The organism is Nitratireductor sp. XY-223 (assembly GCF_004959855.1).
In the GTDB taxonomy this organism is placed as follows: domain Bacteria; phylum Pseudomonadota; class Alphaproteobacteria; order Rhizobiales; family Rhizobiaceae; genus Hoeflea_A.
Genome location: NZ_SPNT01000001.1, coordinates 932,075 through 956,601, shown reverse-complemented (window position 1 = coordinate 956,601; position 24,527 = coordinate 932,075). Strand labels below are relative to the sequence as shown.

Below are 24,527 nucleotides of genomic sequence, written 5' to 3'. Positions count from 1 at the left end.
GTCCGCTCAGCCCTTCATCATGTTGATGTCTTCAACCGCGATGGAACCGCGGTTGCGATAAAAGACGACGAGGATCGCAAGCCCGATGGCCGCCTCGGCCGCGGCGACCGTTAGCACGAACAGCGCAAAGACCTGGCCGACAAGATCGTTGAGGTGCTCGGAGAACGCCACGAAGTTCAGATTGACGGCGAGCAGGATCAGTTCGATCGACATCAGGATGACGATGACGTTCTTGCGGTTCAGGAAAATGCCGAACACACCGAGCGTGAACAGGATGGCGGCAACCGTGAGATAATGGGAAAGTTCGATTTCCATGTCTGTTCCTAACCCCGCCTAGATGCCCTTTCCGGGCTTGACATCGACCACCTCGATGGCCGTTTCCGGCGTGCGGGCAACCTGCCTGGTCACATCCTGGCGTTTGACATTTTCCTTGTGGCGCAGTGTCAGGACGATCGCGCCGATCATCGCCACCAGGAGGATCATTCCTGCGGCCTGGAAGAAATGAATGTAGTCGGTGTAGAGAATGTCGCCGAGCGCCTGGATATTGGGCACTTCATTGAGATCGGGAATGGGCTGCGTCGGATCGGCCACCGGCTCGACGGTGAAGGCGTTGCCGGCAAGGACAAGGACCAGCTCGGCTGCCAGAATGAAACCGATCAGCGCGCCGACCGGGGCATATTCCATAACCCCGGAACGAAGTTCCGTGAAATCGATGTCCAGCATCATGACCACGAACAGGAACAGCACGGCGACGGCACCGACATAGACAACCACCAGGATGAGGGCGAGAAATTCCGCCCCGGTCAGCAGGAAAAGCCCCGCCGCGTTGAAGAATGTCAGGATCAGGAACAACACCGAGTGCACGGGATTGCGCGCCGAAATGACCATGAAGGCCGAGGCAATGGCAATCGCCGAGAACAGGTAGAAAAACAGAGCCTGGAGACCCATGATCTGTGCCTTTTTATTTCCCCCGAAACCCGCTGGGGACGCGGATTTCCGTAGATGAACCGCCGGTAAGCCCGGCGGCTGATTTCAGTTCCCGGCCCTGATGGACCGGTTGGATGTCGGACCGCCGCCTCCGCGGTCCGTTTCGACACTCACCGGTAGGGAGCGTCCAATTCTATGTTGCGGGCGATTTCCCGCTCCCACCGGTCGCCATTGTCGAGCAGCTTGTCCTTGTCGTAGTACAGCTCCTCGCGGGTCTCGGTGGCGAATTCGAAATTCGGTCCCTCGACGATCGCATCCACCGGGCAGGCCTCCTGGCAGAAACCGCAATAGATGCATTTGACCATGTCGATGTCGTAGCGAACGGTGCGGCGCGTTCCGTCATTGCGGCGCGGCCCGGCTTCGATGGTGATCGCCTGCGCCGGGCAGATCGCCTCGCACAGCTTGCAGGCGATGCAGCGCTCCTCGCCGTTCGGATAGCGGCGCAGCGCGTGCTCACCGCGGAAACGCGGACTGACCGGGCCTTTCTCGTAAGGGTAATTGACCGTCGACTTGGGCGCGAAGAAATAGCGCATCGACAGCAGGAATGCCTCGACGAACTCCTTCAGGAAGACGGACTTGGCGGCTTGTGCGAGCGACATTTCCCTTGATCTCCCGGTTCAGGCGGACCAGCCGGTCAGTTTGAGGACGAAAGCGACGATCACGACCATCGCCAGCGACAGCGGCAGGAACACCTTCCAGCCGAGCCGCATGAGCTGGTCGTAGCGGTAGCGCGGCACGAATGCCTTCACCATGGAGAACATGAAGAAGACGAAGCAGACCTTGAGGACGAACCAGAAAACACCCGGTATCCAGTTCAGGAACCAGATGTCGACCGGCGGCAGCCAGCCGCCGAGGAACAGGATCGTCGTCAGTGCGCACATCAGCACGATGGCTGCATATTCGCCGAGCATGAACAGCAGGTACGGCGTCGAGCCGTATTCGACCATGAAGCCGGCGACGAGTTCGGATTCGGCCTCCGGCAGGTCGAATGGGGGGCGGTTGGTCTCGGCCAGCGCCGAAATGAAGAACACGATGAACATCGGGAACAGCGCGAGCCAGTGCCAGTCAAGAAAGCTGTTGGGCAGCCCGAGCATCGTTCCGAGGCCGGTTTCCTGCGAAAGGACAATGTCGGTGAGATTGAGCGAGCCGACGCACAGGAGAACCGTGATGATCACGAAACCGATGGAAACCTCGTAGGACACCATCTGAGCCGCAGAGCGGAGCGCGCCCAGAAAGGCGTATTTCGAGTTCGACGCCCAGCCACCCATGATCACGCCGTAGACTTCCAGCGACGATATGGCGAAGACGTAAAGGATGCCGACATTGATAGACGCGACCGCCCAGCCCTCTGCAACGGGCACGACCGCCCACGCCGCCAGCGCCAGCGTGACCGAGATGAGCGGCGCCAGAAGGAAAACACCCTTGTTGGCGCCGGCCGGAATGATCGGCTCCTTGAACACGAATTTGAAGAAGTCGGCGAAGGACTGGAGCAGCCCGAAGGGGCCGACGACATTCGGCCCGCGCCGCATCTGCACCGCCGCCCAGACCTTACGGTCGGCGTACAGGATGTATGCGATGAAAATCAGCAGAGCGACCAGCAGCAGCAGCGACTGGCCGATCATGATCAGGGCCGGCCAGACATAGTTTGTGATGAACGCGTCGAATGTCATCGTGTCTCAGTTCCTATTCGGCCGCGACCTTGCCGGCGTCGCGGGCGAGTGCCGAGCACTCCGCCATCACCGCTGACGCGCGGGCTATCGGGTTGGTCAGGTAAAAATCCGCTACGGTGGATTGGAAGCCGGCCGTATCGAGCTTGCCACCCGCGGCTGCCAGCTTCGCGATATCGGCGCTGTCGGCCGGTACGGCGACATCGGCATCGGCGAAATGCGGATGCGCGTCGAAGAGCGCCGAGCGCAATTGGTGCAGCGAGTCGAATGGAAGCCTGTGGCCCAGAACGTCGGACAAGGCCCTCAGGATCGCCCAGTCCTCCTTGGCCTCGCCGGGCGCGAAGGCGGCGCGCACACCGTACTGCACGCGGCCCTCCGTATTTACATAAATGCCGGCTTTTTCCGTGTATGCCGCCGCCGGCAGGATGACATCCGCATGGTGGGCGCCGACATCGCCGTGGCTGCCGATATAGACCGTGAATCCGCTCTGGCGCTTCGTCATGTCCAATTCGTCGGCACCGAGAAGGAAGAGCACATCCGTATCCGCAAGCATGGACTGCGCCGGAATTCCGCCGCTGCCTGGTACGAAACCGACGTCAAGGCCGCCGACACGCCCGGCAGCCGTGTGGAGGACGGCGAGACCGTTCCAGTCGCCGGAAACCGCGCCGACCGCCTCGGCAAGCTTGGCCGCTTCCGCGAGGACTGCGACGCCGTCGGCGCGTGACAGGGCACCCTGGCCGACGATGATCATCGGCTTTTCGGCCCGTTTCAGCTTGGCTGCGAACTTGTTGATGCCGCTGGCGACCTCGGACAAGGTCTCGGCACCCGCGCCGAGATACTCGTACTCATAGCGCAGATCGGCATTCTCGCCGATCACGGCTATCGGGAAATCGCCCATGCGCCAGCGCTTGCGGATTCGCGCGTTAAGGACCGACGCCTCGTAGCGCGGATTTGCGCCGACGATAAGCAGCGCGTCGGCGTCCTCGATGCCTTCGATGGTCGGATTGAACAGGTAGCTGGCGCGACCAAACGACGGATCCAGCCTTGATCCGTCCTGCCGGCAGTCGACGTTTTGCGAGCCGAGCGACGCCATCAGTTGCTTGAGCGCGTACATCTCCTCGACGGTCGCGAGATCGCCGGCGATGGCACCGATGCGATTACCAGGAACACCGTCCACGGCGGATTTCACGGCGGCGAAAGCCTCCTGCCAGCTGGCCGCTTGCAGGCGGCCGTCCTTCTTGACGAAGGGCCGGTCGAGACGCTGGGTCTTGAGACCGTCCCAGACGAACCGCGTCTTGTCGGAGATCCACTCCTCGTTGATCGTCTCGTTGATGCGCGGCATGATACGCATGACCTCGCGGCCGCGCGTATCCACGCGGATCGCCGATCCGCAGGCATCCATCACATCGATCGTTTCCGTCTTGTTGAGCTCCCAGGGGCGCGCCTGGAACGCGTAGGGCTTTGAGGTCAGAGCGCCGACCGGACACAGGTCGATGACATTGCCCTGCAGCTCCGACGTCATGGCATGCTCGAGATAGGTCGTGATCTCGGCATCCTCGCCGCGCCCGATGAGCCCCAGCTCGGAAATGCCCGCGACTTCCGTTGTGAAGCGGACGCAGCGCGTGCAGTGAATGCAGCGGGTCATGATGGTCTTGACCAGCGGCCCGATATATTTGTCCTCCACGGCGCGCTTGTTTTCCTGGAAGCGCGAAGAATCGACCCCGAAGGCCATGGCCTGGTCCTGCAGGTCGCACTCGCCGCCCTGGTCGCAGATCGGGCAGTCCAGCGGATGGTTGATCAGCAGGAACTCCATGACGCCTTCGCGCGCCTTCTTGACCATCGGCGTATTGGTGAAGACTTCCGGCGGCTCGCCGTCCGGCCCCGGACGCAGGTCGCGCACGCCCATCGCACATGAGGCGGCGGGCTTCGGCGGTCCGCCTTTCACCTCGACGAGGCACATGCGGCAATTGCCGGCAATCGAAAGCCGCTCATGAAAACAGAAACGCGGAACCTGCGCACCCGCCTCCTCGCACGCCTGCAGAAGCGTGTAGTGGTCCGGCACCTCAATCTCGTTCCCGTCAACCTTGATCTTTGCCATCGTTCGTCCAGTTCCGCGGTCGCCCGCCTTCACCCCGTCCCCTGCCCGCGGCGCCTATTCGGCGGCCTCGAGCGCCGGCGCGTCGCCGGCGTTTTTGCGCGTATATTCGTCGATGCGCTTTTCCATCTCCGGCCGGAAATGCCGGATCAGTCCCTGGATCGGCCATGCGGCGGCATCGCCGAGTGCGCAGATCGTGTGCCCCTCGACCTGTTTGGTCACGTCGAAGAGCATGTCGATTTCCTTCTTGTGCGCATTGCCCTTGGCCATGCGCTCCATGACGCGCCACATCCAGCCTGTGCCCTCGCGGCACGGCGTGCACTGGCCGCAGCTTTCATGCTTGTAGAAATGGGCGAGGCGCGCGATCGCCTTGATGATGTCGGTGGACCTGTCCATGACGATCACCGCGGCCGTTCCGAGGCCCGATTTGAGATCGCGCAGGCTGTCGAAATCCATCGGGCAGTCGATGATCTGATCGGCCGGAACGCAAGGCACCGAGGAGCCGCCGGGAATGACAGCCAGCAGGTTGTCCCAGCCGCCGCGAATGCCGCCGCAATGGCGCTCGATCAGCTCCCGGAACGGGACCGACATGGCTTCTTCGAACGTCGAGGGCTGATTGACGTGACCGGATACGCAAAAAAGCTTGGTGCCGTGGTTGTTCGGCTTGCCGAAGCTTGCGAACCAGGCGCCGCCGCGGCGCAGGATGGTCGGCGCAACGGCGATGGATTCGACGTTGTTGACCGTCGTCGGACAGCCGTAAAGACCGACATTCGCGGGAAACGGCGGTTTCAGGCGGGGTTGGCCCTTCTTGCCCTCAAGGCTTTCGAGCAGCGCCGTCTCCTCGCCGCAGATATAGGCGCCGGCGCCGTGGTGGACGTAGACATCGAAATCCCAGCCGCACTTGTTGTTCTTGCCCAGCAGGCCGGCATCGTAGCACTCGTCGATCGCCGCCTGCAGCGCCTCGCGCTCGCGCATGTATTCGCCGCGTATGTAGATATAGGCGGTATGGGCGCCCATGGCGAAACCGGCGATCACGCAGCCCTCGATCAGCGTGTGCGGATCGTTGCGCATGATGTCGCGGTCCTTGCAGGTGCCGGGCTCGGACTCATCCGCATTGACGACAAGATAATGCGGCCGGCCATCGGATTCCTTCGGCATGAAGGACCATTTCAGGCCGGTCGGAAAACCGGCGCCGCCACGGCCGCGCAGGCCCGACGTCTTCATCTCGTCGATGATCCAGTCGCGGCCCTTCTCGATGATCCCCCTGGTGCCGTCCCAGTGGCCGCGCGCCATCGCGCCCTTCAGGCTCTTGTCCTTCAGGCCGTAGATATTGGTAAAGATGCGATCCTTGTCCTGCAGCATGCCTTGCCCCTTTACCGCGGTTTCTTGCCGAAGACGCGGACATATTCCTCGACGCCGCCCCTGGCGAGCGCGTCGGCCTGCTTGACCCATTCCTCGCGTTCGATGCGGCCCTTGAATTTCAGGAAGCCGTCGACCCAGGCACGCTCCTCCTCCTTCCAGCCGGCGATCTGCTCGAATTTGTAGATTCCGATGGAATGGAGCAGCGTCTCGATCTTCGAACCGACGCCGGAGAGCATCTTGAGGTCGTCCTTTTCCTCCGGCTCTTCCATCGCCGCCGGCTGGGTGCCTTCGCCGGGCTCGCCTGGCGCAGCGGGTGCTGCCTTGGCCACGCTTGCCGGTGCCGGTGCGTCTTCCTCGGTCAGGGTCGTCAGCCCGCCGGCCGGAGCCGAAAGGTGCCGGCCGTTCTGCGGTCCCGGGGTTACGGAATCGCCCTCGCCCGCCTCGAACCTGTCGATGATGTCTGCGAGCTGTTCCGCAGTCAGATCCTCGTAGGCATCCTTGAATATCATCACCATGGGCGCGTTGACGCATGCGCCCTGGCACTCGACCTCCTCCCAGGAGAGCGTGCCCGCATCATTCGTCTCGAACGGCTCGGCGTTGATCTTTTCCCTGCAGATCCGGATCAGGTCTTCCGATCCGCGCAGCATGCACGGCGTTGTGCCGCAAACCTGGACATGTGCCTTGGTGCCGACCGGCTTGAGCTGAAACTGGGTATAGAACGTCGCCACCTCCAGCGCACGGATATAGGGCATCTTCAGCATGTCGGCGACGTGTTCGATCGCCGCTCGCGTTACCCAGCCATCCTGTTCCTGCGCGCGCATGAGCAGCGGTATGACAGCCGATTGCTGGCGGCCCTTCGGATACTTCTTAATGGTCGCCTTTGCCCATGATGCATTGTCGCGGCTGAACCGGAACTCTGCGGGCTGGACGGCGTCTTCTGCAAGGCGGCGGACGGACATACTTATTCGGTTCCACTGTTGATGGCGCGGCACCGCGACTAGGTCACCGTTACGAATTCACACGCATAGGCCGCCTTGCCCTTTTGCAGCAGCACAACATACTGGCTGCCATTCGGTGCCATGGCCCTGATCTCGTACCCGTCCTGAAGCAACGCCTGCATTGTTGAATCCGCGCCGCCGGAAGACTGCGCCGCCGCCAACGGGACGGCGCCTGTCAGCGCGGCCGTGCAAAGGGCTGCCTTGAGAATTGTTCTGGTCATTAGCGGTCCACCTCTCCGAACACGATATCGAGCGAGCCGAGGATCGCGGACACATCGGCCAGCATGTGGTTGCGGCAAATGAAATCCATTGCCTGCAGGTGAGCGTAGCCCGGCGCCTTGATCTTGCATCGATAGGGTTTGTTGCTTCCGTCGGAAACAAGGTACACGCCGAATTCGCCCTTCGGCGCCTCCACCGCGGCATACACCTCGCCCTCCGGCACGTGATAACCCTCGGTATAGAGCTTGAAATGATGGATCAGCGCTTCCATCGAGCGTTTCATCTCGCCACGCTTCGGCGGCACGATCTTGCCGTCCGTCGAGGAGACCGGACCGGTGCGGTGGGCACCGAGAAGCAGCTCGACACATTGCTTCATGATCTTGACCGACTGGCGCATCTCCTCAACGCGGATGAGATAGCGGTCGTAGCAGTCGCCGTTCTTGCCGACCGGAATCTCGAACTCCAGATCGCTGTAACATTCATAGGGCTGGGCGCGCCGGAGGTCCCAGCGCGCGCCCGAGCCGCGGACCATCACACCAGAAAAGCCCCAGGCCCAGCAATCGTCCAGGCTGACCACGCCGATATCGACATTGCGCTGCTTGAAGATGCGGTTGTCGGTCAGCAGGCCCTCGATGTCGTCGCAGACCTTGAGGAACGGATCGCACCACTTGCCGATATCCTCGACCAGCTCCGGGGGCAGGTCCTGGTGAACGCCGCCCGGCCGGACATAAGCCGCATGGAACCTCGCCCCGCAGGCGCGCTCGTAGAACACACACAGCTTCTCGCGTTCCTCGAAGCCCCACAGCGGTGGCGTCAGCGCGCCGACATCCATGGCCTGGGTCGTGACATTGAGAAGATGCGCAAGGATGCGGCCCATTTCGGAATAGAGAACACGGATGAGCTGTCCGCGCATCGGGATCGTAACGTCGAGCAGCTTCTCGACCGCAAGGGCAAAGGCATGCTCCTGGTTCATCGGTGCGACATAGTCGAGCCGGTCGAAATAGGGAACGGCCTGAAGATAGGTCTTTGTCTCGATGAGTTTTTCGGTTCCGCGGTGCAGCAGGCCGATATGCGGATCGACGCGCTCGACGATCTCGCCGTCAAGTTCCAGGACAAGGCGCAGCACGCCGTGCGCAGCGGGGTGCTGCGGGCCGAAGTTGATGTTGAAATTGCGTACGCTGTGTTCCGTCATCGTGCTATTCCTGGCCCTCGGCGAACATGGCGAACACCTGCGCCCCGGTCAGTTTCTTGGTGTCGTTGGCAAACGCGTAGCAGTCCGGTTTTTCGTCGATGAAGATCTCATCGGTGAATTTTGCATCCGGCCTCGGCTCGAAGGCCGTCAGCGAGACATGGTAGTCCGCCTTGCCGCGCAGATTCCAGAACAGCGAGGTGCCGCACTTGCGGCAAAAGCCCCGTTCCGCCCACTGTGAGGATTCGAAGCGCTCCAGGTCGTCGCTCGTTTCGAATTCCACGGTGTCCCGGCAGTGCACGCCGAAGAAGGGACCGGCAGCCCAGCGCTGGCACATATGGCAATGGCACACGCTGGTGTTGGCGTTTGCCGGAACCGCGGAGAAGCGAACGGCCCCGCAAAGGCAACGTGCTTGCAGGCGTTCGCCGTCGGCAGTTGACTTTGTATCGGTCATATCCTGGCCTCGCTCAACAATGTCCTATTCATCCGCCTTCTCGTCCCCCGGAAGCACGTATTCGGCACTTTCCCAAGGCGACAGAAAATCGAAATTGCGAAATTCCTGCTTCAGTTTGACCGGCTCGTAGACGACCCGCTTGACCTCGTCGTCATAGCGGACCTCGACGAATCCGGTCGTCGGAAAATCCTTGCGGAGGGGATGCCCCTCGAAACCGTAATCCGTCAGGATCCGGCGCAGGTCCGGATGGCCGGTAAACAGGATGCCGTACATGTCGTAGGCCTCCCGTTCGAACCAATCCGCCCCCGGATAGACCGGTGTTGCAGAGGGAACCGTCTCTTCCTCGCCGACTTCGAGCTTCACCCGCACGCGCATGTTCTGTCGCGGCGAAAGCAGATGGTAGACCACATCGAAGCGCCGCATTCTCGACGGCCAGTCCACGCCGCAGATATCGGTGAAGTTGACAAACTGGCACTGGGCATCGTCGCGAAGGAATGTCAGCAGCGACAGCACGTTCTCCGGCGTGGTAACGACGGTCAGCTCGCCATAGCTGATTTCGGACGACACGATGCACTCGCCCCTGCGCTCGGCGAGATAGGATGCCAGTTCGTTCAGCGCTTCACTCATGGAACCGGCCTCTCCTATCGCTCGATCGTGCCGGTGCGGCGGATTTTCTTCTGCAGCAGCAGCACGCCGTAAAGAAGCGCCTCCGCCGTCGGCGGGCAGCCCGGAACGTAGATGTCGACGGGGACCACGCGATCGCAGCCGCGAACGACCGAGTAGGAATAGTGGTAATACCCGCCGCCGTTCGCACACGATCCCATGGAGATGACATAGCGCGGTTCCGGCATCTGGTCGTAGACCTTTCGCAGCGCCGGCGCCATCTTGTTGGTCAGCGTCCCGGCGACGATCATCACGTCGGATTGCCTGGGCGAAGCGCGCGGCGCGAAACCGAAGCGTTCCGCATCGTATCGCGGCATCGACATCTGCATCATTTCCACGGCGCAGCATGCCAGGCCGAAGGTCATCCACATCAGCGACCCGGTCCGCGCCCAGTTGATGAGCTCGTCCGTGGACGTGACCAGGAAACCCTTGTCCGCCAGCTCGTTGTTGATTTCACCGTAGAAAGGATCGTTCGAACCCGCCGGTTTGCCGGTGGCCGGGTCGATGATGCCGCGCGGTTGCGGTGCAACCAGGGTGGAACTGCCGTCGCCTACTGCCATTCCAGCGCTCCCTTCTTCCATTCGTAGATGAAACCGACGGTCAGGATCGCCAGAAACACCATCATGGACCAGAAACCGAACCAGCCGATGCCGTCAAAGGAAACCGCCCAGGGGAACAGGAACGCGACCTCAAGATCGAATATGATGAACAGGATCGCGACCAGGTAGAACCGGACATCGAACTTCATTCGGGCATCGTCGAAGGCGTTGAAGCCGCACTCGTATGCTGAGAGCTTTTCCGAATCGGGCGCCTTGTACGCAATCAGAAACGGAGCAACCAACAGCGCCAGTCCGATTACCAGGGAAATGCCGAGAAAAACCACAATCGGGAGATATGAACTCAACAGTTCAGTCATCTTGGTTTCCTTGCTGCTTCACGGCTGTTGCAGTCGCGAATGGTTCCAATGTGCCGGTTTACACATAAAGCCCGCCCAGTCAACGCAAATGCCCCCGGTCAAACACATAAATGCGACGAATTGACCCTCGCCATAGTGCACCGCAAAATTAACGCAAATCCGATGGCCCCGCACCCCCGATTGTGCACAGCCGTGCTGCCACTAAGCGAGTCCGAATCCCGACCTCGGCGTTTGGTGAGAAGCCCGGTCCGACACGCCGAGACGGATATCGCCTTCGCGGGCAGGCTACGTGCCGCACGAGGATCGCTCGCGCCACCGCAATAAAAAAGCGCCCGCCGAACAACGGCGGGCGCTTCTTTTTCGGTTTGGCTTCGGTGTCCGTTTCACCGGCACCGATGCCTGTTTCGCTCAAGCTCTAGCGGCAGTCGATTGTGCCGTCCGTCTGGAACCGTTCACAGTCGACCGGCTGGAGCTGAGGCGCAACGGGCTCCGGCCGCGGCTTCTTGCGACGGTGCTTGCGCTTCTTCTTTTTCTTCTTGGCATATTTACGCTTCTTTTTGTGCTTCTTGGCGTGCTTCTTCTTTTTCTTGTGCTTGTGAGCGTGCTTCTTCTTTTTCTTGTCGTACTTGTAAGCGTACTTCTTCTTTTTGCCGTCGCGCTTGTGAGCGTGTTTCTTCTTTTTGTCGTGGTGCTTGTGGGCATGCTTCTTCTTAGGCCCATGCCGCTTGCCGTACTTCTTCTTGGGACCGTCTTTCTTGTAGGCATATTTGCCTTTCTTGCCACGTTCCCATTCTTCACCACGTTTGCGGTCGCGTTTTACATCATCGCGCTTCTTGCGGCCGTCCTTCTTGGCGTAGTGCCGATCACTGTTCCAGTCTTTCTTGCTGAACTTCTGACCGCCTTTCTTCTTGCCGGAGCGATGCTTGTAGTGATGCTTGTCAGCGTAACGCTTCCATTCATCCTTCTTCTTGCCACGGCGCTGTTCGTTGCGCGGTGAATCATCGCGTTTCTTTTTCTGGCCGTATTCACGCTCACGCTTCTTCTTCTGGCCGTTTTCACGCTCGCGCTTCTTCTGGCCGTATTCACGCTCGCGCTTCTTCTTCTGGCCGTTTTCACGCTCACGCTTCTTCTGGCCGTATTCACGCTCGCGCTTCTTCTTCTGGCCGTTTTCACGCTCACGCTTCTTCTGGCCGTATTCGCGCTCGCGTTTTTTGTTCTGGCCGTTTTCGCGCTCACGCTTTTTATTCTGGCCGTATTCGCGCTCGCGCTTTTTGTTCTGGCCGTTTTCACGCTCACGCTTTTTGTTTTGACCGTATTCGCGCTCGCGCTTCTTGTCGCGGCCCGAACGGTGCTTGTAGTGATGTTTGTCGGCGTAGCGCTGCCATTCATCATTCTTCTTGCCACGGCGCTGTTCATTGCGCGGTGATTCACCGCGTTTCTTTTTCTGGCCGTATTCACGCTCACGCTTCTTCTTGCTCTGGCCGTTTTCGCGCTCGCGCTTCTTGTCGCGGCCCGAACGATGCTTGTAGTGGTGCTTGTCTCGGGTCTTAACCCTTGCGCCACCCTTCTTGGTGTAACGACCACGATCGCCTTTGTCCCAGCGGTCGCGATCCTTGTCTTTGTTATGCCAACCGGGTGTCCGATCGTCTTTTCCCCAGCCGCCATGTTTATTGTGCCTGCCGGCTCGGCCACGTTTGCCTTCACCGCCATTGCGCCGACCTTCCCGGCCAGCACGGTCACCACCGTTTCTGTTACCGTATCTGCCGTTTTCTTTGCCGCCACCCTTGTTATTGCGGCTTTCATTGTTGCGGCCACGGTTGCGGCTTTGTTCGTTGTCGCGGCCACGGTTACGGCTTTGTTCGTTGTTACGGCCGCGGTTGCGGCTTTGTTCATTGTTGCGGCCACGGTTGCGGCTTTGTTCATTGTCGCGGCCGCGGTTGCGGCTTTGTTCGTTGTTACGGCCGCGGTTGCGGCTTTGTTCGTTGCTGCGGCCGTTGTTGTTGTTTGCACCGCTGTTGCTGCTCGCTTGACCTGCAGAGCTTTCGGCACTGGCCGAACTCTCTGCACTTGCCGAGCTTTCGGAACCAGCGGAACTTTCAGAGCTCGATGCTCCTCCACTATTCGCTAGGGCACTACTAGGCCATACGACAGCGTACGCCGCGCCGAACAGCACGGCAGCCGCCAGCATGGCCGGCAGCTTTAATCGCCTGGAAAACTTCATGGCACTCCCCTTTCACGCTTCCCATCCGCGTGGCCTCCCCGCTGCAGAACGTTAAATTCTTCGCTTTATCAACAATTAATTCCCGCCTGACGATTTATAACAACTCTTAGTACTCTATAAGTCAATATTGACAGGCATTAATATTTAGAAGACTGAAATAGATAAAATTTTAATCAAATTTTATACATATTTTTATTATATATGTACTTAGCGATATTGACTTGTATGGTGATATTAACGTAAGACAGGTAACCAAATAAAATTAACTGCTTGAACTGCTTTATTCATCTCAATTGTGAGAAATGGATTGCGAGCGGCCGGGCGAAGACGGCTGCCGGGCGGCAGTATTCGCATCGCGACAGACAACGCCGCCGGCAAGCATTGATCCTCAAATGTTGGCCGGTGAGAGGCTGTTTTTGGCTCCCATCTCAAATATGTGATGTGTTTGTTTTTGCGGAAGATTGCCGAACACGACTGCCGGGCCGCCAATGCGGCGGGGCCGGCGCGTTAACCCTGTTTCTCAATATTTGCGGCCCAACCCCGAATTTGACCGACGCAAAAAGGCAGGACAATCAGTTTGCGTGTCGTCAGCACGCAAATCCTTCAAGGATGGAAAAGAGGTGGCTGTAATCATATACAGCACCGGAACAACACAGAACCAGACAGTCGTCGAACCGATATCTGACGACCCGATGAAATAGGAGTTTTCCGTTGGAGATCACCGGAAAGACACTGATCAAATGGGGCTTCAAGCCGGGTAAGTGGTTCCCCGATGCGATCGCCCATGCCAACAGGATGCGCTCCCAGGGCAACGACGACAACGAGATCTTTGCCGCCCTGCAGGACCTGCAACCCGTTGAAGTTCTCATGCGGACCAACGGGCTGGCCTATCAGGCGTTCATCGAGCCTGAGAACGATGTCGAGCGAGAGAATGTCGCCGCGGTCCACAAGGCAATGGACGAACTGATGCGGGTCCCAACGGTCAAGGCCGGCGCCATCATGCCGGATGCGTGTCCGGCGGGAACAATTCCCGTCGGCGCGGTCGTCGCGACCGAAAACGCCATTCACCCTGGATATCATTCGTCGGACATCTGCTGTTCGATGGCCATGACGGTGCTCAAGCGTGCGGACGATCCCGCCCGACTGCTGGATACGATCAATGAATTCGCACACTTCGGACCCACCAAACGCGCAAAGCATCCGATCACCGCGCCGGCGGAATTCCTGTCGAAGATGGAGAGCAATCCCTTCACGAATGGACTCGAGGATATCGCCTGGGGGCACTTCACCACCCAGGGCGACGGAAACCATTTTTACTACGTCGGACACCTGCGATCGACCGGTCAGCTGACCATCGTTTCACATCACGGCTCGAGGGGATTTGGGGCGCATCTGTACAAGCGCGGGATGTCCGCAGCGTATCGTCATACGCTGGCAATCGCGCCTCGTGTGTCGAAGGCCAATTCCTGGCTCGCGGCTGACACACGGGAAGGTCAGGATTACTGTCAAGCGCTTCAACTGGTCAGAGAATGGACCAAGCTCAACCACCTGTGCCTTCATGATGCCATCGCCGCGAATCTCGGGAACAAGATAGAAGACCAATTCTGGAATGAGCATAATTTTGTCTTCCAGAAGTCTGATGGCCTGTTCTATCACGCAAAGGGCGCCACACCGTCCTATGCCGGCTTCTCGCCGGACGACGATGGCCGCACGATCATCCCGATGAACATGGCTGAACCGATCCTCATCACGCAGCACGCGGACAATCGCGGTGCATTGGGTTTCGCGCCCCATGGAGCCGGTCGCAATATGAGCCGGACACGATTTCTGAAGGAATACGAACCTGTCATTCCGGCCGATATCGACGTGCGGTTCTACTGCGGAATTCCGGACAAGAGCGAACTTCCCGACGCATACAAGAGTGCTGATCAGGTCCGTGAACAGATTCGGAAGCACGAGCTCGCCAACGTTGTCGACATGGTGGATCCCTTCGGCTCGATCATGGCCGGCGATTGGGAACGGGATGCGCCCTGGCGGAAGAGGAAAAGACAGAAATAGTCGAAACCCGGCCTGGATTCCAACTATTCGAAATTTCGGGATTTGCTAAGTGCTTGATTTAATGGCGCGAGTGACGGGGCTCGAACCCGCGACCTCCGGCGTGACAGGCCGGCACTCTAACCAGCTGAGCTACACCCGCGCTTGGCTTTGCAAGTCTGCAAAACGTGAGCGGTGGATTAAGCTGTTCCCCCGATCCTGTCAAGCACCCATCCAGTGCTTTTGTCTCAAAACGGGCGACAAATTTTTGATTGCCCAAACGAGCTGCTGGTCGGGACAAAAACTTTGGCGTTTGCACGTCTTTTTCCTTGCACTCAACGGACGAAGCGCATAAACGGTGCCAAGATTTTCGACGGGCGGTTAGCTCAGCTGGTAGAGCGCCTCGTTTACACCGAGGATGTCGGGAGTTCGAGTCTCTCACCGCCCACCATTCGGTTTCGGAACAACCCTCCCCCAACCTTCAGTGAAAGCCGCGCCTTCGGCGCCAAGGGCGATACGTGCTTCTCTTCGCCGAGCCGTCCGGCACGCACAGCCGCCAAGGCAAAGAGAAGCACGCAACAGGCACCCAGTTGTTGCGCAAGGCCGGCGGAAGTGTTTTCTACAGGTGGCTCACCCGTGGACCCCGGATACAAGGAACAATGCCGCATCAGCATCGCATAACGCGGATCGAGGCGCTGTCCTGTCGCTGCCCGATCCACACGCCATTGGAAACGTCCTTCGGCCGCATGTCGGATCGTCCGGCGGTGTTCGTGCGGCTCGAGGCATCCGACGGCTGCTGCGGCTGGGGCGAGGTTTTCGCCAACTGGCCCGCGGCGGGAGCCGAACACCGGGTGAACCTTATTGCACGTGACATCGCGCCTTTGGTGCTTGGTCAAACGGTCGCAGACCCGGCCGCGTTCTTCCGCGACATCGAGGCCAAAACCCGCCTCATGGCCCTGCAAAGCCGCGAATGGGGGCCGTTCAGTCAGGCTATCGCCGGAATAGACACGGCACTCTGGGACATCAAGGCGCGCGCGGTGGGCCTCCCATTGCGCAAGCTTCTCAATCCAGACGCCGCCGACAACGTACGGGTTTACGCGAGCGGCATACATATCGATGCGGCGGACGCCGAGTTGGCACGGGCGCGAGATGCCGGATTCAACGCGTTCAAGGTCAAGGTTGGTTTCGAGCCGGGCCGCGACGCATCGGCCGTTCGATCGCTCATTGAGACGCTCGGGCCGGATGAGTCCCTCTTTGCGGACGCCAATCAGGCGTTTGACGCTGAGCGGGCCAAATCACTCCTGTTCGCATTGGCGGATACCCCATTGGGGTGGCTTGAAGAACCCATCGCCGCCGATGCGCCTGAGGCCGCCTGGAAAGACGTCGCCGCATCGACACAGATTCCGCTGGCCGGAGGTGAGAACATCGCCGGAACTGAAGCGTTCACCGATGCGATCAATGCCGGTTTCCTGACGTTCCTGCAGCCTGATGTCGCCAAGTGGGGCGGCATTTCGGGATGTTATGCCGTTGCCCGCGCGGCGACCGCGGCCGGCAGGACCTATTGCCCGCATTTTCTGGGCGGCGGCATCGGCCTTTCCGCCTCGGCCGAACTGCTCGCGGCGGTGGGCGGTAACGGTCTGTTGGAGGTGGACATCAACCCGAATCCGCTCCGCGAGGCGTTTCCAACCCCGGATATCGACAGCGCCACCGGGATGCGACCGGCCGTGTCGGGATCGGGTCTCGGCTGCGATGCTTTGCCCGCGGACCTTGACCGCTACGTGACCCACCGGATTGAGGTCAACATCTGACGGCAGATGCCGACGAGAACAGGAAACCATGCCTCAGGAATTCGACTACGTCATCGTTGGCTCGGGAACCGCCGGTTCGGTCCTGGCAACCAGGCTGAGCGAGGACGAGCGGTGCCGCGTCCTGGTGCTGGAGGCCGGCGGATCGGATCGCGGTTTCTGGCAGCGGCTTCCGGTCGGCTATTTCAAATCCATCTATGACAGCCGCGTCTCGCATCTCTACAGGGGCGCCCCAGATGACGGCATCGCCGGGCGTCGCATGGATGTGCCCCGCGGCCGCGTTGTTGGCGGTTCAAGCTCAATCAACGGCCTGATCTATATCCGCGGTCAACAGGAGGACTTCGACGACTGGGAGACGCTTGGTGCCAGCGGTTGGAGCTTCCGGGATGTCCTGCCCCATTTCAGGAGCATCGAAACCTATTCCGGCCCGCCATCCCAGTTTCGCGGCGCCCACGGCCCGCTGCAGGTCTCGGACCTTCGCAACGAAAACGCCGCCTGCGATGCCTGGCTGGAGGCGGCACGGCAGACCGGCCTGCCGGACAATCCGGACTTCAACGGCGTGTCGTCCTACGGCCTCGGCCGGTACCAGTTGACCCTGCGCGGACGCTGGCGCGACAGCGCGGCAACAGCATTTCTGAGGCCGGCGCTGCGCCGGGATAACCTCGAACTCAGGACGCACGCGCATGTGGTCGGCCTCGACTTCGACGGCGACCGGGCCATCGGCCTGCGCTACGCGCGCCGTGGCGCTACCGAAACCGTCCGGGCCGCGCGTGAGGTGATTCTGGCGGCCGGGTCGGTGCAAAGCCCCCAGATTCTGCAATTGTCGGGGATCGGGCCGGCTGATCTGCTGCGCGCGCACGGCATTGGCGTGCGTGTTGATGCGCCGGAGGTGGGCGCCAACCTTGCCGATCACCTGCAAATGCGCACGATCGTGGAACTGTCTTCGGGCAGGGACTGCCTGAACGACCACGTGCGCAATCCGCTGAAGCTCGCCAAGATGGGGCTGGACTGGCTGCTTTGGTCAAGGGGGCCGCTGACCGTCGGTGCGGGCCAGGTCGGCGGTGCGGTCTGCACACGTTATGCCGACGGGAACCGTCCGGACCTTCAGCTATTCGTTATGCCGCTCTCCGTCGACAGGCCCGGAACCCCGCTTCATCGGTACTCGGGCTTCACCACCTCCTACTGGCAGTGCCACCCGCAAAGCCGCGGCTCGGTCGCGATCACCTCGAGCGACCCGTTCGCGGATCCATTGATCCGCACCGACTACCTCAGCACCCAGTTGGACAGGGATGTGATGATCGAGGGCATGAAGATCGTGCGCGACATTTACCACCAGCCGGCATTCGCCGGCCTTTGGAAGAACGAGGTCGTCCCGGGCGCCGATGTGCGCTCTGATAAAGAAATCCTCGCCGCCATCCGCGAGCACGCAAGCACCGTTTATCACCTGGTCGGAACCTGCCGCATGGGAAATGACACGGCTTCCGTCGTCGATCCGCAACTGCGGGTCCGTGGCGTTGACGGATTGCGTGTCGTGGACGCTTCGGTGATGCCGAAGATCACATCCGCCAACACGAACGCGCCCACTTTCATGATTGCGGAAAAGGCGGCGGCGATGATCTGTCAGGTCTGACCACCGACCAGCCCGAGCCGTTCGCGCTGCTGGAAGCGCCAGTTCATCAGGATCGCGGCCAGCAACAGCCCGAGGGCCAAACCCCACCACACGCCGACGGCACCCAGATCCCAGTAGAAGGCAAGGAGATATGCGGCTGTCATGCCAAACGCCCAGTAGCTCAGCACCGCGAAAATCATCGGCACCTTCGTGTCCTTGAGGCCACGCAGCAAACCGGCGCCGATAACCTGCAGTCCGTCCACGGTCTGGAAGGCCGCCGCGACGGCCAGCAATGGGACCGCATGCTGCAAGACCACAACCGCGTCCTCGTTGTTTTCATCCAGATAGAGGCCGATCAGCGTTTCGGGAAAAATCCAGAAAACCGCCGCCAGGGACAGGGTGATGACCACAGCGAGCGCGATCGCCACCGTGCCCGCGCGGCCGAGCCCCACCCAGTCTCCGCGGCCATAGGCATTGCCGACACGCACGGTCGCGGCGCCGGAAAGGCCAAGCGGGAACATGAAGGCGATCGATGCGAGCTGCAATGCAATGCCGTGCGCCGCCAGTTCGATGGTCCCGATCCATCCGATCATCACCGAGGCTGCCGCGAAAAGGCTCGTTTCCGCCAGGATCGTGGCACTGATGGGCCACCCGAGCCGCAACACCTCGAAGAAGGCCTGCCAGTCCGGTCGCCAGAAACGCACCAGCAACTCATAGCGTCGCAGGTCTCCACGCGTGACTGTGTAGAGCGTCAACAGGACAAAAGTGACGGCCGCCGTGCCCACGGACGCCACCGCCGCACCGACGACCTCCATCCGCGGCGCACCGAAATTGCCGAAGATGAACATGTAGTTCAGGAAGGCATTGGCGATTGTTCCGGCAACCGTTGCCCAAAGCACCACCTGTGCACGCTCCAGTGCGCTGAGATATGACCGGAAAATCATGATCATCAGGCTGGGCGCCATCGCCCACTGCGCAACCCGCATGTAGTCGCCGGCGAGCGCCGCCGTCGCCGGCGGCTGTCCGAGCGCCAGCAAAATGGATTCCGTCATCCACAACGGCACCATGATGATGGCGCTGTAGATAAGGATGACCCACATGCCCATGCGCACGGAGCGGCGCACGCCCCGCACGTCGTCGCGGCCGTGCGCCTGCGCAGCAAGGGGCATGACGGCCAGCGTGAAGCCGGTGCCGAAGATAAAGAACAGAAAGAAGGACTGCGCGCCCAGGACCGCGGCCGCCAGTTCCGGCGCGCCGAGCCAGCCGATCATGACCGTGTCGGTCACGCCGATCGCCATCTGGGCGAGCTGCGCGCCGATCAGCGGCAGGCCCAGCACAAGTGTCGCCCGTGTGTGTCCGGCCCAGGAAAGGGTTTTCTGACTGCCCTTCCCGTTTGGGTCGCGCATGCTGTCCATGTTTCACCGAAGGATGAGTGCTGCTACCGGGTGCGCGCGATGCGCCGCACCCCGGTTCATCCATAGTGCAAAGACTGTTAGTCGGCAATCGCGCAGAACACAGGAAAGAAAAAGCCCGGCACGAATGCCGGGCTGAATGTCGAAAGAACCGTTTTTCGGGTTCGGGTCTAGCTGTTGACAGCGTCCTTCAGGCCCTTGCCAGCCGAAAACTTCGGAACATTACGGGCCGGGATGTCCACTTCCGCGCCAGTCATCGGATTGCGCCCCTTCGATGCTCCGCGGTGCGACACGGTGAAGTTACCGAATCCTACCAGACGAACGTCCCCGCCACCCTTCAGCTCGGATGTGATGGTGTCGAATACTGCTTCAACTGCAGAGCCGGCATCAGCCTTGCTCATACCGCTTTTGTCAGCAACGGCAGCCACCAATTCGTTCTTGTTCATTTTCCAACCCTCTCAGTGTGTAAGAATCGACTCACGCAAAGTCGAAGGGGATTGTACGTCGCAAACACAAAATCACAATGATTCAGTGCGGAAAACCCCCGTAATCCGGCGTTTTTTATGGGTTTTTACCCTTTAAAACGACGGAAACGGGCTTTCGCCCGTCCCCAAATCGCTTTGCCGGTTGAATTTTGACAGAATCAGTGGGCCACCGACGCACCCGTTTCATCACCGTTATTTTCGGTCGGAATCGGTGTTTCGGCCTCGTCCCAGTCGATCGGCTGGGGCTGACTCGTCAGCGCCCGCTCGAGAACCTCGCTCATATGCGAGACCGGAATGATCTCAAGCTCGTTCTTCACATTGTCCGGAATCTCGGCCAGGTCCTTGGCGTTCTCTTCCGGAATGAGGACCGTCTTGATGCCGCCGCGCAGCGCCGCGAGCAGCTTCTCCTTCAGCCCGCCGATCGGCAGCACACGGCCGCGCAGCGTGATCTCGCCGGTCATCGCGACGTCCTTGCGGACCGGGATCGACGTCATGGTCGATACAATGGATGTCGCCATCGCGACGCCGGCCGACGGACCGTCCTTTGGTGTCGCGCCCTCGGGCACGTGTACGTGGATGTCGCGTCGGTCGAACATCGGCGGCTCGATGCCGAAATCGACGGCACGCGAGCGCACGTAGGACGCGGCTGCTGAAATCGATTCCTTCATCACGTCGCGCAGGTTGCCGGTGACCGTCATCTTGCCCTTGCCGGGCATCATGACGCCCTCGATGGTCAGCAGCTCACCGCCGACCTCCGTCCAGGCAAGACCGGTAACGACACCGACCTGGTCGTCGCGCTCGGCCTCGCCGTAGCGGAACCGCGGCACGCCGAGATACTTGTCGAGGTTCTCTTCCGTCACGCTGACGGCTTCAACGCCGTCCTTGAGAATCTCGGTGACGACCTTGCGGGCGAGCGACATCAGCTCGCGCTCGAAATTGCGCACGCCTGCCTCACGGGTGTAGCGGCGGACAATCTCGCGCAGCGCGCCGTCGCTGACGGCAAATTCCTCGGACTGGAGCGCATGGTCGCGCAACGCCTTCGGCAACAGGTGACGGCGGGCGATCTCGAGCTTTTCGTCCTCCGTGTAGCCGGCGATACGGATGATCTCCATCCGGTCCATCAGGGGCGGCGGGATGTTGAGCGTGTTCGCCGTGGTGATGAACATCACGTTCGACAGGTCGTATTCCACTTCCAGATAGTGGTCCATGAAGGTGGAGTTCTGCTCCGGATCCAGCACCTCAAGCAGCGCCGAGGACGGATCGCCGCGGAAATCCATGCCCATCTTGTCGATTTCGTCGAACAGGAACAGCGGATTGGCCTTCTTCGCCTTTTTCATCGACTGGATGACCTTGCCCGGCATGGAGCCGATATAGGTCCGCCGGTGTCCGCGGATTTCCGCTTCGTCGCGAACGCCGCCCAGCGCCATGCGCACATATTCGCGGCCCGTGGCCCGGGCGATCGATTTGGCCAGCGACGTCTTGCCGACGCCGGGAGGTCCGACAAGGCACAGGATCGGGCCTTTGATCTTGTTCGACCGGCTTTGAACCGCGAGGTATTCGAGGATCCTCTCCTTGACCTTCTCGAGGCCGTAGTGGTCAGCCTCGAGAATGCCCTCGGCCTTGTTGAGATCGACCTTAATCCGCGATTTCTTGCCCCACGGAATGCCGAGCAGCCAGTCCAGGTAATTGCGCACGACCGTCGCTTCGGCCGACATCGGGCTCATCTGCTTCAGCTTCTTGAGCTCCGCATCGGCCTTTTCACGGGCTTCCTTGGACAGTTTCGTCTTCTCGATGCGCTCTTCCAGTTCGCTCATTTCGTCACGGCCTTCCTCGCCGTCACCGAGCTCCTTCTGGATCGCCTTCATCTGTTCGTTGAGATAGTACTCGCGCTGGGTCTTCTCCATCTGCCGCTTGACCCGCGAACGGATGCGCTTCTCGACCTGCAGGACGGAAATCTCGCCCTCCATGAAGCCGAGCGCCCGCTCAAGCCTTTCCTTGACGCTGACGGTCGCCAGCATCTCCTGCTTTTCGGGGATCTTGATCGACAGGTGCGATGCGACCGTGTCGGCGAGCTTGGAGTAGTCGTCGATCTGGCTCGCGGCCCCGACGACCTCGGGAGAGATCTTCTTGTTCAGCTTGACGTAGTTCTCGAATTCCGAAACCACGGAACGCGACAGCGCCTCGATTTCGACGGCATCCTCGTCCGGCTCCGGCAGGATATCGGCAAAGGCCGCGTAATATTCCTCATTCTGCTCAAATCCGGTGATCTGGGCACGCGCCTTGCCCTCGACCAGCACCTTCACGGTGCCGTCCGGCAGCTTCAGCAGCTGCAGAACGTTGGCAACCGTTCCGACCTCGTAGATATCGTCCGTCGCCGGATCGTCGTCACCGGCGTTGATCTGCGTCGCCAGCAGGATCTGCTTGTCAGCGCCCATGACCTCTTCAAGGGCGCGAATGGACTTTTCCCGACCCACAAACAGCGGCACGATCATGTGCGGAAACACAACGATATCGCGCAGCGGCAACACCGGATAGGTGGCCGCATCATTTTGCTGGGTGGCTATTTCATTCATCTTGTTTCCTTTCGGCCGCCGATTGGAGCATTTGAGAAGCTTCGCGGCCCCTTTTCACTTGTTCCTAAGTGGAGTGTTCAAATAGCCGTTTCAACCCCGCACGAACGCCACAAGACTACACCGACCGTACAATCGCACTCGAATCTCAACCTGTATGTATAGCCACCAGCTTTAGCGCAGCGCCGCCCCGAGTCAAACGCACAGAAACAAGAATTGACCGCATATTGCGCGCAAGGCCCGGAACCTCCGGAATTGCTGTGGAAAATCCAACGCACGTTCTATTTTCCGTGCACGCCTCGTTGTCAAGGCCGGGTCGTGACCGCCCGGCCACATGGCGGAACAAAATGGACCGTTTCGACGCTTTTCGAGGGGGTCCAGACAAAAAAACCCGCCCTTGCGGGCGGGTCTTGCAAATCACGTTGGGCCGGCTATGCCGTGGCGTTGCCCTTTTCCTCTTCCCGCTCGGAATAGATGTAGAGCGGACGCGCCGATCCCGACACCACCTCGTCGGAAATGACGACCTCCTGGACACCTTCCAGGGACGGCAGTTCGAACATGGTGTCGAGAAGGATCTTCTCCATGATCGAGCGCAGCCCGCGGGCGCCGGTCTTGCGCGCGATCGCCTTGCGCGCGATGCCGCGGAGCGCGTCCTCGTGGAAGGTCAGTTCGACGTCTTCCATCTCGAACAGGCGCTGATACTGCTTCACCAGCGCGTTCTTCGGTTCCGACAGGATCGAAATCAGCGCATCCTCGTCGAGGTCCTCGAGCGTGGCGATCACCGGCAGGCGGCCGATGAATTCCGGGATCAACCCGAACTTGACCATGTCCTCCGGCTCCAGCTCCCGCAGGATTTCGCCGACGCGGCGTTCGTCCTGCGCCTTGACCGTCGCGGCAAAGCCGATGGAGGTTCCCTCGCCCCGCGCCGAAATGATCTTGTCGAGGCCGGCGAAGGCGCCGCCGCAGATGAAAAGGATGTTGGTCGTATCGACCTGCAGGAATTCCTGTTGCGGGTGCTTGCGGCCGCCCTGCGGCGGAACCGATGCAACGGTGCCCTCCATGATCTTCAGGAGCGCCTGCTGGACCCCCTCGCCCGAGACGTCGCGGGTGATCGACGGATTGTCCGACTTGCGCGAGATCTTGTCGACCTCGTCGATATAGACGATGCCGCGCTGCGCGCGCTCGACATTGTAGTCCGCGGACTGAAGCAATTTGAGGATGATATTCTCGACGTCCTCGCCCACGTAACCGGCTTCGGTCAGCGTCGTCGCGTCGGCCATGGTGAACGGCACGTCGATGATACGGGCCAGCGTCTGCGCCAGGTAGGTCTTGCCGCAGCCGGTCGGACCGACCAGCATGATGTTGGATTTCGCGAGTTCGATATCGTTGCTCTTGCTGGCATGGGCAAGGCGCTTGTAGTGGTTGTGAACAGCAACCGAAAGGACGCGCTTGGCCTGGCCCTGGCCGATCACATATTCATCGAGCGTGTCGATGATTTCCTGGGGCGTCGGAACCCCATCGCTGGACTTCACCATCGAGGACTTGTTTTCCTCGCGGATGATGTCCATGCACAACTCGACGCACTCATCGCAGATGAAGACCGTCGGTCCCGCGATCAGCTTGCGAACCTCATGCTGGCTCTTGCCGCAAAACGAACAATAGAGCGTGTTTTTAGAGTCGCCGCCGCTACCACCGCTGACCTTGCTCATACTTATTTCCTTCCACCGGCCGCAACCAATGCCGGACCAAGTCCTTATGCCATCCGTCTCGATTGGCCATCGAACCTGCCAACCGGGACACTTTTTGACGGTGCCCCAAGGAGATATCCCATCGTCAATATA

At 60.4% G+C, this 24,527-nt stretch carries 21 protein-coding genes and 2 tRNA genes; 4 read left to right on the top strand and 19 right to left on the bottom strand.

The features are described from left to right. Positions 1-6 precede the first annotated feature (6 nt). The 14 genes from nuoK to E4M07_RS04180 form a co-directional block, all read right to left on the bottom strand. Positions 7-315, bottom strand: coding sequence for an NADH-quinone oxidoreductase subunit NuoK (gene nuoK / locus E4M07_RS04245; RefSeq protein ID WP_136657022.1), 309 nt, complete (start codon positions 313-315; stop codon positions 7-9). Positions 316-333: 18 nt separating this feature from the next. After that, positions 334-948 (bottom strand): NADH-quinone oxidoreductase subunit J, encoded by a 615-nt coding sequence (locus E4M07_RS04240; RefSeq protein ID WP_136657021.1) that lies wholly within the window; start codon positions 946-948, stop codon positions 334-336. A 149-nt stretch (positions 949-1,097) separates the two neighbouring features. Further along, positions 1,098-1,586, bottom strand: coding sequence for an NADH-quinone oxidoreductase subunit NuoI (gene nuoI, locus E4M07_RS04235; RefSeq protein ID WP_136657020.1), 489 nt, complete (start codon positions 1,584-1,586; stop codon positions 1,098-1,100). 18 nt (positions 1,587-1,604) lie between these two features. Further along, complete coding sequence (nuoH, locus tag E4M07_RS04230) at positions 1,605-2,657, bottom strand: NADH-quinone oxidoreductase subunit NuoH (protein ID WP_136657019.1); 1,053 nt, start codon at positions 2,655-2,657, stop codon at positions 1,605-1,607. Between the two features lie 13 nt (positions 2,658-2,670). Further along, positions 2,671-4,752, bottom strand: a complete 2,082-nt coding sequence (nuoG, locus tag E4M07_RS04225; RefSeq protein WP_136657018.1) for an NADH-quinone oxidoreductase subunit NuoG — start codon at positions 4,750-4,752, stop codon at positions 2,671-2,673. Between the two features lie 54 nt (positions 4,753-4,806). Then, positions 4,807-6,111 carry an NADH-quinone oxidoreductase subunit NuoF gene (nuoF, locus tag E4M07_RS04220; protein ID WP_136657017.1) on the bottom strand — a complete coding sequence of 435 codons (1,305 nt, stop codon included), beginning with the start codon at positions 6,109-6,111 and terminating at the stop codon, positions 4,807-4,809. Positions 6,112-6,122: 11 nt separating this feature from the next. Then, the gene (gene nuoE / locus E4M07_RS04215; RefSeq protein ID WP_136657016.1) at positions 6,123-7,070 is read right to left on the bottom strand and encodes an NADH-quinone oxidoreductase subunit NuoE; all 948 of its coding nucleotides are present in this window, start codon (positions 7,068-7,070) and stop codon (positions 6,123-6,125) included. 38 nt (positions 7,071-7,108) lie between these two features. Further along, positions 7,109-7,330 carry a hypothetical protein gene (locus E4M07_RS04210; protein WP_136657015.1) on the bottom strand — a complete coding sequence of 74 codons (222 nt, stop codon included), beginning with the start codon at positions 7,328-7,330 and terminating at the stop codon, positions 7,109-7,111. Further along, a complete protein-coding gene (locus E4M07_RS04205) occupies positions 7,330-8,520 on the bottom strand; it encodes an NADH-quinone oxidoreductase subunit D (protein WP_136657014.1) in 1,191 nt (396 codons plus the stop codon). The genes E4M07_RS04210 and E4M07_RS04205 overlap by 1 nt, the downstream gene beginning before the upstream one ends. A 4-nt stretch (positions 8,521-8,524) precedes the next feature. Further along, entirely contained in the window at positions 8,525-8,971 is a 447-nt protein-coding gene (locus E4M07_RS04200; RefSeq protein ID WP_136657013.1) for a GFA family protein, read from the bottom strand. Between the two features lie 24 nt (positions 8,972-8,995). Further along, positions 8,996-9,598 carry an NADH-quinone oxidoreductase subunit C gene (locus E4M07_RS04195; protein ID WP_136657012.1) on the bottom strand — a complete coding sequence of 201 codons (603 nt, stop codon included), beginning with the start codon at positions 9,596-9,598 and terminating at the stop codon, positions 8,996-8,998. 14 nt (positions 9,599-9,612) lie between these two features. Then, entirely contained in the window at positions 9,613-10,194 is a 582-nt protein-coding gene (locus E4M07_RS04190) for an NADH-quinone oxidoreductase subunit B (protein ID WP_169054074.1), read from the bottom strand. Further along, positions 10,185-10,550, bottom strand: a complete 366-nt coding sequence (locus tag E4M07_RS04185; RefSeq protein ID WP_136657010.1) for an NADH-quinone oxidoreductase subunit A — start codon at positions 10,548-10,550, stop codon at positions 10,185-10,187. The genes E4M07_RS04190 and E4M07_RS04185 overlap by 10 nt, the downstream gene beginning before the upstream one ends. 415 nt (positions 10,551-10,965) lie before the next feature. Then, the gene (locus E4M07_RS04180; protein WP_136657009.1) at positions 10,966-12,771 is read right to left on the bottom strand and encodes a hypothetical protein; all 1,806 of its coding nucleotides are present in this window, start codon (positions 12,769-12,771) and stop codon (positions 10,966-10,968) included. Positions 12,772-13,482: 711 nt separating this feature from the next. Here E4M07_RS04180 and E4M07_RS04175 point away from each other — a divergent pair. Next, positions 13,483-14,829 carry an RtcB family protein gene (locus E4M07_RS04175; RefSeq protein ID WP_348640515.1) on the top strand — a complete coding sequence of 449 codons (1,347 nt, stop codon included), beginning with the start codon at positions 13,483-13,485 and terminating at the stop codon, positions 14,827-14,829. Between the two features lie 62 nt (positions 14,830-14,891). Here the strand turns inward: E4M07_RS04175 and E4M07_RS04170 are convergent. Then, a tRNA-Asp gene (locus E4M07_RS04170) sits at positions 14,892-14,968 on the bottom strand. A 212-nt stretch (positions 14,969-15,180) separates the two neighbouring features. On the opposite strand from E4M07_RS04170, the gene E4M07_RS04165 reads away from it, so the two are divergent. From E4M07_RS04165 to E4M07_RS04155, 3 genes are all read left to right on the top strand, one after another. Next, positions 15,181-15,256: transfer RNA gene (locus tag E4M07_RS04165), tRNA-Val, on the top strand. A gap of 67 nt (positions 15,257-15,323) precedes the next feature. After that, positions 15,324-16,613, top strand: coding sequence for a mandelate racemase/muconate lactonizing enzyme family protein (locus E4M07_RS04160; protein ID WP_206057167.1), 1,290 nt, complete (start codon positions 15,324-15,326; stop codon positions 16,611-16,613). 28 nt (positions 16,614-16,641) lie between these two features. Then, positions 16,642-18,240, top strand: coding sequence for a GMC family oxidoreductase N-terminal domain-containing protein (locus E4M07_RS04155; protein WP_136657007.1), 1,599 nt, complete (start codon positions 16,642-16,644; stop codon positions 18,238-18,240). On the opposite strand, the gene E4M07_RS04150 is transcribed toward E4M07_RS04155, so the two are convergent. The 4 genes from E4M07_RS04150 to clpX form a co-directional block, all read right to left on the bottom strand. Beyond that, the gene (locus E4M07_RS04150) at positions 18,231-19,625 is read right to left on the bottom strand and encodes an MATE family efflux transporter (protein WP_136657006.1); all 1,395 of its coding nucleotides are present in this window, start codon (positions 19,623-19,625) and stop codon (positions 18,231-18,233) included. The two genes, E4M07_RS04155 and E4M07_RS04150, sit on opposite strands and share 10 nt — an antisense overlap. A 176-nt stretch (positions 19,626-19,801) precedes the next feature. Beyond that, positions 19,802-20,077: a DNA-binding protein HupB gene (gene hupB / locus E4M07_RS04145; RefSeq protein WP_136657005.1), complete on the bottom strand. Its 276-nt coding sequence runs from the start codon at positions 20,075-20,077 to the stop codon at positions 19,802-19,804. Positions 20,078-20,274: 197 nt separating this feature from the next. Further along, on the bottom strand, positions 20,275-22,689 hold the full coding sequence (lon, locus tag E4M07_RS04140) for an endopeptidase La (protein WP_136657004.1): 2,415 nt from the start codon (positions 22,687-22,689) through the stop codon (positions 20,275-20,277). A gap of 428 nt (positions 22,690-23,117) precedes the next feature. Further along, positions 23,118-24,395, bottom strand: a complete 1,278-nt coding sequence (clpX, locus tag E4M07_RS04135) for an ATP-dependent Clp protease ATP-binding subunit ClpX (protein WP_136657003.1) — start codon at positions 24,393-24,395, stop codon at positions 23,118-23,120. Between the last annotated feature and the right edge of the window lie 132 nt (positions 24,396-24,527).